Annotated in this window: 9 protein-coding genes; 7 read left to right on the top strand and 2 right to left on the bottom strand. The window is 59.3% G+C overall.

The features are described from left to right. Positions 1 to 74: 74 nt before the first annotated feature. The 5 genes from AB731_RS10540 to AB731_RS10520 all read left to right on the top strand — a co-directional run bounded on the left by AB731_RS10540 (position 75) and on the right by AB731_RS10520 (position 7,014). The gene (locus AB731_RS10540) at positions 75 to 2,198 is read left to right on the top strand and encodes a sodium-translocating pyrophosphatase (RefSeq protein ID WP_047094171.1); all 2,124 of its coding nucleotides are present in this window, start codon (positions 75 to 77) and stop codon (positions 2,196 to 2,198) included. 189 nt (positions 2,199 to 2,387) lie between these two features. Further along, positions 2,388 to 3,578: a GNAT family N-acetyltransferase gene (locus AB731_RS10535; protein ID WP_231638922.1), complete on the top strand. Its 1,191-nt coding sequence runs from the start codon at positions 2,388 to 2,390 to the stop codon at positions 3,576 to 3,578. After that, on the top strand, positions 3,575 to 4,459 hold the full coding sequence (locus AB731_RS10530) for a cupin-like domain-containing protein (RefSeq protein WP_407921644.1): 885 nt from the start codon (positions 3,575 to 3,577) through the stop codon (positions 4,457 to 4,459). Before AB731_RS10535 ends, AB731_RS10530 begins: the two co-directional genes overlap by 4 nt. Before the next feature lie 32 nt (positions 4,460 to 4,491). Further along, entirely contained in the window at positions 4,492 to 5,385 is an 894-nt protein-coding gene (locus tag AB731_RS10525; protein WP_082126481.1) for an acyl-CoA thioesterase, read from the top strand. 21 nt (positions 5,386 to 5,406) lie between these two features. Continuing rightward, positions 5,407 to 7,014 (top strand): serine hydrolase, encoded by a 1,608-nt coding sequence (locus AB731_RS10520; RefSeq protein ID WP_047094172.1) that lies wholly within the window; start codon positions 5,407 to 5,409, stop codon positions 7,012 to 7,014. 16 nt (positions 7,015 to 7,030) lie between these two features. Here AB731_RS10520 and AB731_RS10515 read toward each other — a convergent pair whose 3' ends face one another. Both AB731_RS10515 and uvrC read right to left on the bottom strand, forming a co-directional pair. Continuing rightward, entirely contained in the window at positions 7,031 to 7,843 is an 813-nt protein-coding gene (locus AB731_RS10515; protein ID WP_047094173.1) for a universal stress protein, read from the bottom strand. A 66-nt stretch (positions 7,844 to 7,909) separates the two neighbouring features. Beyond that, a complete protein-coding gene (gene uvrC, locus AB731_RS10510) occupies positions 7,910 to 9,877 on the bottom strand; it encodes an excinuclease ABC subunit UvrC (RefSeq protein WP_047094174.1) in 1,968 nt (655 codons plus the stop codon). 91 nt (positions 9,878 to 9,968) lie between these two features. On the opposite strand from uvrC, the gene AB731_RS10505 reads away from it, so the two are divergent. Continuing rightward, entirely contained in the window at positions 9,969 to 11,258 is a 1,290-nt protein-coding gene (locus AB731_RS10505) for an APC family permease (protein ID WP_047094175.1), read from the top strand. Continuing rightward, positions 11,259 to 12,440: a BaiN/RdsA family NAD(P)/FAD-dependent oxidoreductase gene (locus AB731_RS10500; RefSeq protein WP_047094176.1), complete on the top strand. Its 1,182-nt coding sequence runs from the start codon at positions 11,259 to 11,261 to the stop codon at positions 12,438 to 12,440. The last annotated feature ends 309 nt before the right edge of the window (positions 12,441 to 12,749 follow it).

The raw sequence follows: 12,749 nt of genomic DNA, 5'->3' as shown, positions 1-12,749 counted from the left end.
TTCCCTAGCTCGCATTGCTATGCGGACCCGGAACACCCGGGTCGTTTTTATTTTGGGAAGGGGACAATCGGGTCATGGAACTCGTCTTCATATCAATCGCCTTGGGTGCACTCGCCATTGTATATGGCTTTGTCACCAGCCGGCAGGTGCTCAGCGCCGATCCGGGCAATGAAAAAATGCAGGAAATCGCCGCAGCTATCCAGGAAGGCGCACAAGCCTACCTGAAGCGGCAATATACAACCATCGCCATCGTTGGCGTTGTGGTTGCGGTATTGGTCGGCGTTTTCCTCGGCATCATTCCGGTCATCGGCTTCATCATCGGCGCGATCCTTTCGGGGGTAGCGGGTTTTATCGGGATGAATATCTCGGTCCGGTCAAACCTGCGTACGGCCGCTGCTGCGATGAAGGGCCTTCAGGAAGGCCTTACACTGGCGTTCCGCGCGGGCGCCATCACCGGCATGCTGGTGGCAGGCCTTGCCCTCCTCGCGATTGCGGTGTTCTTCTGGTATCTGACTGGTCCTGCCGGTTATGCGCCTAACAGCCGCGAAGTGATTGATGGCCTCGTCGGCCTCGCCTTCGGTGCCTCGCTGATTTCCATCTTTGCGCGTCTTGGCGGCGGTATTTTCACCAAGGCTGCAGACGTCGGTGCCGATCTTGTCGGCAAGGTAGAAGCGGGCATCCCCGAAGACGATCCTCGCAACCCTGCCGTTATCGCCGACAACGTGGGTGACAATGTTGGCGATTGCGCCGGCATGGCCGCCGACCTGTTCGAAACATATGTTGTGACTGTCGGCGCCACCATGGTGCTCACCGCGCTGCTGCTCGGCAGCATGCTGGGCGACCTCTTGCTGCCAATGATGGCAATGCCTCTGCTGATCGGCGGTGCCTGCATCGTTACCAGCATCATCGGCACGTATTTCGTACGGCTTGGTAACGGCACCAATGTGATGGGCGCGATGTACAAGGGTTTCCTTGTCACTGCGGTTCTGTCTATCCCGCTGATTTATGTTGTGATGCAATATGCACTGGGCAGTGTCGGGACAGACATGAGCACCGTGCTGAATGCCGGCACCGACATGGTGCAGTTCACTGGCATGGACTTGTTCATATGTGCGGTGATCGGCCTGTTGCTGACCTTCATCATCATCTGGATCACGGAATATTACACCGGCACGGGTTTCCGTCCGGTTCGTTCAATCGCCAAGGCATCCGAAACGGGCCACGGCACCAACGTGATCCAGGGTCTGGCTATCAGCCTTGAATCGACTGCACTTCCGACCTTGGCGATTGTCGCTGCGATCATCGGTGCGTACCAGCTTGCCGGGCTGATGGGGCTTGCGTTTGCAGCAACCTCGATGCTGGCACTGGCCGGCATGGTCGTCGCACTCGACGCTTATGGTCCGGTGACCGATAACGCGGGCGGCATTGCCGAAATGGCAGGCCTCGATCAGAGCGTTCGTGACAAGACGGATGCGCTGGATGCTGTAGGTAACACCACCAAGGCTGTGACCAAGGGCTATGCCATTGGTTCAGCTGGCCTTGCCGCACTCGTGCTGTTTGCAGCTTACACTGCGGACTTGCGGGAGTTTTTCCCGGAAGCAAACGTCAACTTCAGCCTCGAGAATCCCTATGTGATTGTCGGCCTGCTGCTTGGCGCACTGCTGCCGTATCTGTTCGGTGCAATGGGTATGACTGCCGTTGGCCGCGCTGCGGGTGACGTGGTGATCGACGTGCGTGAACAGTTCCGCGAAAAGCCGGGCATCATGGATTACTCCGAGAAGCCCGATTACGCGCGCACGGTGGATCTTGTGACAAAGGCCGCCATCAAGGAAATGATCATTCCGTCGCTGCTTCCCGTGCTTGCACCGGTAGCCGTGTACTTCGTGATCACGATGATCGCTGGGCAAAGCGAAGGCTTCGCCGCGCTGGGTGCATTGCTGCTTGGCGTGATCGTCGGCGGGCTCTTCCTGGCGCTTTCCATGACCGCTGGTGGCGGCGCATGGGACAATGCCAAGAAGTACATCGAAGACGGCAATCACGGCGGCAAGGGCTCCGAAGCTCACAAGGCAGCCGTGACGGGCGATACGGTTGGTGATCCGTACAAGGATACCGCTGGTCCAGCCGTCAACCCGATGATCAAGATCACGAATATCGTCGCGCTGCTCTTGCTCGCGGCGCTTGCTGGCCACGGCGGCTAGGCAAGAAACAGCCAATACAGGCATCCAAGTCCTGTGATTGACCTGTTACTGAAATGATATGAGCCCTGTCCGGAGCAATCCGGGCAGGGCTTTTTTAACCCTTACGCTTAGGCAATCCTTGTTGCCCGCTCCTCTACTGGATGCATTATGGGCACAAGGCAGCCCGCCAGTAGAGGTTAACGATCACCTGTGGGCCAGGATCTTCCCATCGACCGTCCTCAATCCGCCGCTACGCGGGCCAGTGCCCCTGCGTCTGCTGAAAATGGCCCGCTGATTGAACTACGCGCCCAGGACTGGCGCACGTTCACGGACACAGAAGATATTGCAGCATGGGATGCGTTGGCGAAAACCGCCGCCGAACCCAATCCCTTTTACGAAAGCTGGAACCTGCTCCCTGCGCTGGAGGAGTTCGATCGGTCAGGCCTGGTAGAACTGTGGCTATTGAAGGCCGACGGGCAATTGGTCGGACTGGTGCCGATGAAGCGCGATTTCCGCTATTATGGCTACTCTATGCCGCATTGGTGCAATTGGACCCACGCCAATTGCTTTCTTGGCGCGCCCTTGATTGTCCGCGGCTTTGAACGGGTGTTCTGGTCACACCTTCTCGCCCGAGCGGACCATCACGCTGGACTTTCGCTGTTTCTCCACCTCGCTCTCATGCCGGGCACAGGCCCGCTGCATTTGGCACTGTCAGCAGAAATACGGCAGTCGGAGCGCGCACGCCCGGCAGCAACCGTCGTCTGTGAAGAACGGGCAGCACTGGTAAGCCGCGCATCGCCCAAGGCCTATTTCGAAGAATCGCTCTCAACCAAGAAGCGCAAGGAATTGCGGCGCCAACAGCGAAGGCTGGAAGACGAAGGTGATCTGACCCTCAAGCGGCTCAAAACTGCAGAAGGGCTGACGCATTGGATCGACAATTTCCTCGATCTCGAACACCGCGGCTGGAAGGGAAAGGCGGGCTCTGCGCTTGCCTGCGATCCGCGAACGGCCCGCCTGTTTACATATGCCCTGGAAGGCGCTGCCAGGCGCGGGCAGCTGTTGCGGCTGTCCCTGTTGCTGGACGGCAAGCCAATCGCAATGCTGGCGAATTTCATCTGTGCACCGGGCGCGTTCTCCTACAAAACCACATTTGACGAGGACTACTCCCGTTTCTCGCCCGGCGTTCTGCTTCAGCGTGAAAATCTGGACATACTGGAGGATGACACGATTGCCTGGGTGGATAGCTGTGCGGCGCAAGATCACCCGATGATCGATCATTTCTGGCGCGAACGCCGCATCATCGCGGGGCACTCAATTGGCATTGGCGGCATCGTGAGACGCAGGGTCTTCTCGGCAGCCGTGCAGCGCGAGACCGGTCGACCGGCAAAGGGGATCCTATGACCCACATGACCCGTTCTTTACAGGGCCGATCTCTCAGGGAGCGGCGCGTCTTTTCGGCGTGCGCGCGTAGCGATTTCAAGGCATCCTACCCCGAAGGCCCGCATAAACTGGATCATGATCTGGTCTCCAACCCCATGTTGGAACTGGACGCCCTGGCCATGCTGGGTGAAGCGCTTCCGCCTGAAAGCGTGGAATATAATCTGGGCGATGTCCCGATTGGCGTGGATGGGAAGCCTGCCGGCAACGGCCTTTCAATCGGGCAGACAATTCGCGAAATCGGCACATCCAACAGTTGGGCTGTGCTGAAGAATATCGAACAGAAAAAACCGTATGCCGCCCTGCTGGAAGAACTGCTGGACGAACTTCGGCCAATTATAGAGGCGCGCACCGGCAAGATGATGCGGACTCAGGGGTTTATATTCGTATCCAGCCCCGATGCCGTGACACCGTACCATTTTGATCCTGAGCACAATATATTGCTGCAATTGCGCGGCAGAAAATCGATGATGGTATTCCCGGCAGGGGACGCGCGATTTGCTCCCGATGAATTGCACGAAGCCTATCACACAGGCGGGGCCCGGGAATTGAAGTGGGATGACAGTTTCGCAGGCGAAGGCGAAACAATGCGGCTTTACGGCGGCGATGCGATCTATGTGCCGGTCATGGCTCCACACTACGTCAAGAACGGCAGCGAGGTGTCGATCTCGCTTTCCATTACATGGCGCAGTGAATGGAGCTTTGCAGAAGCCGATGCCCGGGCATTCAACGCCATGCTGCGTGGTGCCGGCATAATGCCCAACGCCCCGAAACGGTGGCCTGCACGCAACAGTCTTAAGGCGAATGCCATGCGGATCGCAAGGCGGATCCCCGGCCTCGCTTGACGCAAAGCGGCCCGGCGCGCATGGCGGCGGCGATGAACTCAACTGCCGAACAAATGCCTACGCCAGAGAAAATCGTTGCCGACCTCGTCTTCCTGCTCGATCTGGAAGCGAAGGGCCCGGATGTATTTCTTGGTCGGCGCAGACCCGACGGGACTGGCCGCGTGTTTGGCGGACAGGCGATAGCGCAGGCGCTGGGCGCCGCAAGCCGTACGGTCGACAGCGCGCGAGCGGCACATTCCCTGCACGCATATTTCCTGCGTCCGGGAAGCGATGATCTACCGATCGAATACCGGGTGAAGCGCGATCTGGACGGGCGCAGCTTCTCCAACAGGCGCGTTGTGGCAAGCCAGGACGGCAAGCCGATCCTGAACCTCACCGCGTCTTTCCAGATCCCTGTCGAAGGCCCCGGACATCAGCATCCAGCGATGCCCGATGTGCCCGGCCCGGAAGATCTTGTTCCCGATTCACAAATTCGCCTGGAAGCGGCGAATTATGTCCCTGACGGGCCAATGAAAAGGCTGCTCGAGCGGCCATTCCCGGTTGATTTCCGATCGGTCGAGCCGCGCGACTGGTTAAGGCCGAAGGCACGCCCGGCTGTCAGCCACGTTTGGTTCCGAACCGTTGCGCCCTTGCCACCGGAGGCTGCTGTCCACCGTGCGGTCTTGGCCTATATCTCCGATTTCCAGATCCTTGCCACGGCGCTGCAACCGCATGGAAAGACCATTCACGGCGGGAAGATCAAAGGCGCCAGTCTGGACCACGCCGTGTGGTTCCACGAGGATTTCTCGGTCGACGACTGGCTCTTGTTTGTCACCGAAGCCCCGTGGAGCGGCGCGGCGCGCGGCTTTGCGCGCGGCCAGATTTTCAGCCGCGATGGCCGGCTGGTCGCCAGCGTCACCCAGGAAGGTATGCTGCGCCACGTCTGAATATCGTTAGAAAGGTATCTGATGATTAGCATCGCGAAATGGGGCAGCTTTGCTGCCTTGGTCACCGGCCTTGGCGCCTGCGCGCACGCACCTGTCGCACAGCCGGTTGATAGCGCCACAACAATCATTGCAGCGCCCGCTGTCAATTTCGATGTCGAGGTTGCCCGGACGATGGCGGCCTACGATTCCACCGGCATGGTCGCTGCTGTAATGATCGACGGAGAAACTGTTTACGAAGGCGCTTTTGGCCTGGCCGAGGAAGGTACTGACCGGCCCGTCACCACAGACATGCTGTTTCCGATCGCCTCCATCTCCAAGGCATTCACCACCACTGCGCTCGCCATACTTGTCGATCGTGGTGACATCGAATGGGACGAACCGATCCGCACCTACATCCCGGAATTTTCCATGTGGGATCCCTGGGTCAGCGAAAACTTTACGGTTCGCGATGCGCTTACGCACCGCTCCGGCCTGCCTCTTGGCGCGGGCGACCTGCTGATCTGGCCCGACGGCGATGCAGAGCCGGAAGATGTTATTGCTGCACTGCCTCACCTTCGGCCCAGCACCGGCTTCCGATCGGGCTATGCCTATGACAATTTACTCTACGTGGTGGCTGGCGAGATAGTCGAGCGTGTCTCAGGCCAAAGCTGGGCCGATTTCGTTACGGCTGAACTGCTTTCCCCCATCGGTATGGATAATTGCGCCGCGCAGCGAGACCGCATCCCCGAAGGCGCACCGCTGGTAACCGGGCATGAACGTGCGGCCGGGGCAGATGACGGCGTCCCAACCGACCCCAGGCTCAATTTCTCGCCTACCTGGTCTGCTGCAGGCGGCATTTACTGCCCTGCCGGAGAAATGATGGAATGGGGCAAGTTCTGGCTTGATGGCGGCGTGACGGCTGATGGTCAGCGCCTCATCAGCCAAAACCAGGCACGCGAATTGTTGCAGGGTGTGACACCGCAAAGCCCTCGCGGCGGTTTGCAGGCCAGCGGCTCTTCAAACCTCGCCTTATATGCGCTTGGCTGGAGCGTGCATGATTTTGAAGGCACTTTGGCAGTCGGGCATGGCGGCGGCGCACCCGGCGTTGTCAGCAATTTCCTGATCTTGCCGGAACACAGCATCGTGATCTTTTCGGCCACCAATGATTACCGCGGGGCGGCTTCTACATTCAATTATCATGTTGCCAACGAACTGGTCGGCAGGCCGGAGAATGATTTTATCGGTGACTGGGGCGCGCAATTTGCAGCTGCTGAAGCGCGCGGGGCTGCGCTGATTACTGCGACCGCCGATACTCCGGACGAAGGGCCTGCGCCCTCCCCAAGCCTGCCGCTGGCGGCCTATGTCGGCGCTTACCAAGATCCCTGGTACGGCGAAGTCCGCATCTCGGATACGGCAGAAGGATTGTTCATCGACATGAGCCGTAGCGAAATTCTGGACGGGCAGCTTACCCACGTCGACGGCAACCGCTTCGCAGCATTCTGGCCTGACAGTTCCCTGAAAGCCGACGCTTTCGTCGATTTCAGCGTCGTAGACGGTCAAGTCACGGGAATGACGATGCGGGCCATCTCCGACCTCACGGATTTCTCCTACGACTTTCATGATCTGCAACTGGAGCGGATTGCCGAGTAAAAGTGCAGAAACCCGGTCAGTGTGTCAGCAAAACCGGCACCTCGGGCGCTACCAGCATTTCCCGCGTCACACCGCCAAATACCGTTTGCAAGAGGCGCGGAACACCATAGGCGCCCATGACTATCAGACCTGCCTCGCGCGATTTCGCGACGTTTTTCAGCGCTGTGCTGACCTTGCCGCCGTCCCGATCAACTTCAAGGATTTCAGAGCGGATGCCGTGCCGGTCGAGATAGCGAGCTCCCGACAGGGCAGGCAGCATATCCGGGGTACGTGGCTTTTTCTCGCCAACCTGCACAAGCGTTACGCTGCTCGCCCGGGTTAGCAAAGGCGTGGCTGCGCGGACGGCGCGCGATGCCTCGACAGAACCGTTCCAGCAGATGATGACCGGGCACGCCGGATCAAACCCGCCTGCACCTTCGGTCGATACCAGCACTGGCGTGCGGCATTGCAGCGCCAGACTGCCAGCCAATTGTGAAGCGCCTTCATATTCACCCGGATCATCGGCACCGATGATAGTGAGATCGCTCAGGGCGGCGTACTGTACCATTTGCGAACGCGCGACACCCACATCGGATACCCAGTCCCACCGGACATCTTCACCTTCCAGCCTATCGCATATGCGTTTTCGAAACTTGTCGGCGTTCTCTTTCACCTGATGCGTCACATCCGCCATCGTCACACCCCAGGGGTCTGTCGGGATGATCATCGTCATCGGAATCGCATGGAACACAGTGAGGTGGCCGTCGAATGCCCGCGTCAGGTCCAAAGCGGTTTGAAGGCGGGCATCAAAGCGTGGCTCGTCATGGGCGTGTAGCAGAAAGGATTTCATCGCATTTATCTCCTTTTTTTAAGAGATAATCTGCCAATCGAGTGGCTGCATTGATCGAGATCAAATTCAGCGCGCGTGATAGAAATCGTAGATCTTCTGCGCGACCGCTTCGCTTACGCCCGGCGCGCGCTTCAGATCATCAAGTGCAGCAGCGCGAACCTTTCCGGCGGTACCGAAATGCAGCAACAGCGCGCGTTTTCGTGCGGGGCCAATGCCGGGAATCTCGTCCAGAGGAGAAGCGGTGATCGCCCTGCTGCGCTTGGCCCGGTGCGCGCCGATCGCAAACCGGTGCACTTCATCGCGCAGTCGCTGAAGATAGAACAGGACGGGCGAATTGACCGGCAGCGTCTTCTCGCGTCCGTCCGGAAAGTGGAACACCTCGCGCCCCTCACGCCCGTGATGCGGCCCTTTGGCAATGGCGATAAGTGGCACATCTTCTATGCCCAATTCCTCCAGCGTATCGCGCACGCTGGACATCTGGCCCTTGCCGCCATCAATCAGGACCAGATCGGGCCAGGTCCCGGCCTGCTCACGGTCCGGGTCGTCTTTCATTGCGCGGCTGAACCGTCGCTCCATAACTTCGCGCATCATCGCGTAATCATCATTGGTCTGCGCGGTCTTGATATTGAATTTGCGGTATTGGTTTTTCTGATAGCCTTCCGGCCCTGCTACCACCATTGCGCCCACGGCCTTGCTGCCCTGAATATGGGAATTGTCGTAAACTTCGATCCGGGCGGGCACTTCGGACAGCTCCAGAAATTCCGCCATTTCGCGCATGATCTTGGCCTGCGTGCCAGTTTCCGCCAGCCGCCGGTCGAGCGCTTCTGTGGCATTACGCTGGGCCTGCAGCATTAATTTTCGGCGCTCACCGCGCTGGGGGATGCTGATCGTGACCTTGCGCCCTGCCAGTTCTCCGAATGCCTCCTCCAGCAGCTCCTTTTCCGGCAGATCACGGTCCACCAGAATTGTGCGCGGCGGAGGCACCTCTTCATAAAATTGCGCCAGCACGCGGGCGAGCACGTCGTCCTTCTCCAAATCCTGCGTATGTGTGGGAAAAAACGCCTTGTGGCCCCAATTCTGCCCGCCGCGCACGAAGAAGCCCTGAATGCCGATCTGTCCGCCCTTGGCAGCAAGCGCGAACACATCCGCATCACCAACGCCGTCGGCATTCACCGCCTGAGAGCCCTGGATGAAAGTCGCGGCGCGGAGCCTGTCCCGCAAAAGCGCAGCCGTTTCGAAGTCCAGCGCCGCGGATGCCTCCTTCATCTGCGTCTCGATACGGGCCTGGACCGCCCCTGACTTGCCGCCGAGGAAGTCTCGCGCTTCCTGGATCAGTTCGGCATAACCTTCCGCGTCGATGCGGCCCACGCAGGGCGCGCTGCACCGCTTGATTTGGTACAGCAGGCATGGACGATCACGGCGGGAGAAAAAGCTGTCTGTGCAGGATCTTAAAAGGAACAGTTTCTGCAGCGCGTTAATAGTCGTGTTGACCGATCCAGCGCTGGCAAACGGCCCGTAATAGGCACCTTTGGCCTTGCGTGCGCCGCGATGTTTCATGATGCGCGGAAAGTCGTGTCCTTCCTTCAGCAGGATGAAAGGGAAACTCTTATCGTCGCGCAGCAACACATTGTAAGGCGGGCGAAACCGTTTGATAAATTGCGCTTCCATCAGCAGCGCTTCGGCTTCGGAATTGGTGGTCACGATCTCCATACCGCGGCATTGGCTGACCATGCGTTGCAGCCGGTTCGTCAGCGCCTTGATCTGGGTGTAATTCACCACCCTCGCCTTCAGGCTGCGCGCCTTGCCGACATACAGTACATCGCCCCGCGCATCGAGCATGCGGTACACGCCGGGGCTTGGCTTCAGCGTGGCAACCACTTCGCGGATAGCGGCCACACCGGCATCGATGTCCGGCTGGGCGTTGCCTTTGACAGTATAGGTCGCGCGGTCTTCATTGAACCGCTCCTTGCCCCCTGGATTGGCCGGAGGATTGGCCGGAGGATTCGGCGGAGAACCTGCTGGGGTGCGCGACATGACGATGTAGATAGGCGTGCACTTGTCAGTTGGCAAAGCTTGCACTCCCCTCGCCCACAGGGCAGCGTGCAATACTGTTCAGGGGAAATTGATGACCATAGATAAATCGGAGCCGCTTCCGCGCACAGTCGGCTTCTGGGGCACGGCGTTGTTCCCGGTGAATGGCATGATCGGCTCCGGCATTTTCGCCATGCCGGCCATCCTTGTGGCCGCGGTCGGCAATTTCGCCCCGTGGATGATGTTGCTGGGCGCTTTCATCATCCTGCCGTTGGCGTGGGTTTTCGCAGCACTGGCCACCCGGTTCGACGGGCATGGCGGCCCAGTGCTTTATGCCAATGCCGCATTCGGAAAATTCGCTGGCTTCCAGTCAGGCTGGATGCGTTATGCCTCCGCCGTAGTGGCCGTTGCTGCCAATACCCACGTGGCGATTGCCTATCTGGCGGTGTTGTTTCCTGTGCTCGAAGACGAGATGCTGCGCTCTGCAGCGACAGTCGCCTTCATTGCCTTCGTCACGTTGGTCAATCTGGTGGGAATGCGCGCATCTGTCCGCACGCTGGGCGTGATGACGGTGATCAAGCTGGCACCGCTTGTGGTGCTGGTGATCGTTGGCCTGCTGACCCGCGATCCTGCGGTAGGCCTGAGCCTTCCTCAATTCACGGACTTCGAAAGCGTCGTCCTGCTAACTTTCTACGCCTACATGGCGTTCGAAAACGGCAATTTCCCTGCCGGTGAATTGCGCAATCCGCGTCGTACGATCCCGCTTGCCCTGATGACTACACTGGCCGCAGTCGCGCTGTTCTACATGCTGGTGATCTGGGCCTATCTGGCGATTGCGCCTGATGCTGGCGGCGGCGAAAGCGCGCTGGCGGCGGCTGCCGGAGAAATCGCCGGACAGGCTGGCATTGTGATAATTTCGATTGCGGCTGCGTTTTCTGTCGCGGCGAACACGCTTAATGGCGGGATCGTAGTCCCGCGCATGACGTATGGAATGGCCGAACAGGGCACGCTCCCGGCTGTTTTCGCCCATGTCTCACCGCGTTTCAAAACCCCCGATGTCTCAATTCTGTTTTATGGCGGTGTCGCCATACTGTTCAGTTTCTGGGGCGGTTTTGCAGCGCTGGCGGTGGCCAGTACGCTGTCGCGGCTTGTCACTTACCTGCTTTCTGCGCTGGCGCTGCCGGTGCTTGAACGAAGGGAGGGCGTGAACGCCCCGTGGTGGCACCTCCCGGCAGCTCTCCTCGCGGTGGTTGCAACGTTGTGGGTCGCCAGCCATGCGAGCGCGGAAGCATTCCAGATGCTCGGCCTGATCTTCCTGGTGGGTACGGGCCTGTACTTCTTCGCCGCACGGCAGCAACCTGCCACGCCTGCCATAGAGAGCTGAATGTCTACCAAATTCGATGCGATAATCCTTGGCGGTGGAGCGGCGGGCCTGTTCTGCGCGGCTGTTGCCGGTCAGCGGGGCAAGCGTGTGCTCGTGCTGGAGCGCGGCGAAAAGGTCGGTAAGAAGATCCTGATTTCCGGTGGTGGACGGTGCAATTTCACCAATATCGGTGCAGGCCCGGCCAACTACCTCTCCGCCAATCCGCATTTCGCCAAGAGCGCACTGAGCCGTTACACCGCCGCAGACTTTGTCGCGCTGGTCGAAAAGCACGATATCGCATGGCACGAAAAAACGCTCGGTCAGCTGTTCTGTGATGGCTCTGCGCGGCAGATTGTGGACATGCTGCTGGATGAATGCGCGGCCGGACCGGGGGAAGTCGTTGTCCGCTGTGAAGAGGAAATCGCCAGCGTCACAAACGACATCGGCGGGTTCGTCGTCACCACGCAGCATGAAGCCTTCACCTCCCGCCAATGCGTCATCGCCACCGGCGGCCCTTCCATCCCGAAGATGGGTGCAAGCGATTTCGCCTATCATCTGGCGCGGCAATTCGGCCTGAAGATCGTGGAGCCGCGCCCTGCCCTCGTCCCGCTGACGTTGGGCGGAGAGGAGGTTTTGTTCAGGGAGCTTTCGGGTGTTGCAGCAGACGTGGAGGCAATTGCGGGCAAGACGCGCTTCAAGGAAGCCGCGCTGTTCACTCATCGCGGATTATCCGGCCCGGCGATCCTCCAGATTTCCAGCTATTGGCAGCATGGGGAACCTGTTGCCATCCGCTTCCTTGCAGATCGCCCCGCAGGTTGGTTGCTTGAAACCAAGCGGTCCGCTCCATCACTCAGGTTGCGCGGGATCCTGCGCGACGCATTGCCTGCTCGCTTGGCCGATGTTCTGGCGGACCAGATCGGCATCGAAACCGACCTTGGCAACGTATCGGACAAAGCGATAAGGCAAGCGGAAGAGCGGCTGGCGAATTGGCAATTCCACCCCAATGGCAGCGAAGGCTTCGCCAAGGCAGAAGTCACCGCAGGCGGCATTTCGACCGCAGAGCTTTCATCCAAGACAATGGAAGCCAAACGGGTGCCGGGCCTGTTCGTTATTGGAGAAGCGGTGGATGTAACCGGGTGGCTGGGTGGATATAATTTTCAATGGGCATGGGCCAGCGCCCACGCGGCGGCGCAGGCGCCATAACTGTCAGGCACACGCTTCGGTTACGACACTGTCTGATACCCATCGACAGCCGCCTGTGCGGCGCGGCTAATGATGGTTTCACTATCGCCTTTTTAAGCAGCATCGCACGATAGCACCGGCGTGACAGCCTTGAATCGAACCTGGCCCGCTTACTCCCAAAGCATTGATTTCGGTTTTGACGCGTCATCCTATTTGCAATGCGTCGCCCCCAACCGGACGAACCGCGCGCGGCGACAGGAATTCAGCAAAATGGTTGGGCAAAGTGAGGCATTATTCGCCCCCAACTCTTGGCTTGGGACAAATCTCATG

It is taken from the genome of Aurantiacibacter marinus (genome assembly GCF_001021555.1).
GTDB classification, from domain to species: domain Bacteria; phylum Pseudomonadota; class Alphaproteobacteria; order Sphingomonadales; family Sphingomonadaceae; genus Alteraurantiacibacter; species Alteraurantiacibacter marinus.
Note: the sequence above shows the minus strand (reverse complement) of the source record. Positions and strands in the feature narration are given on the sequence as shown.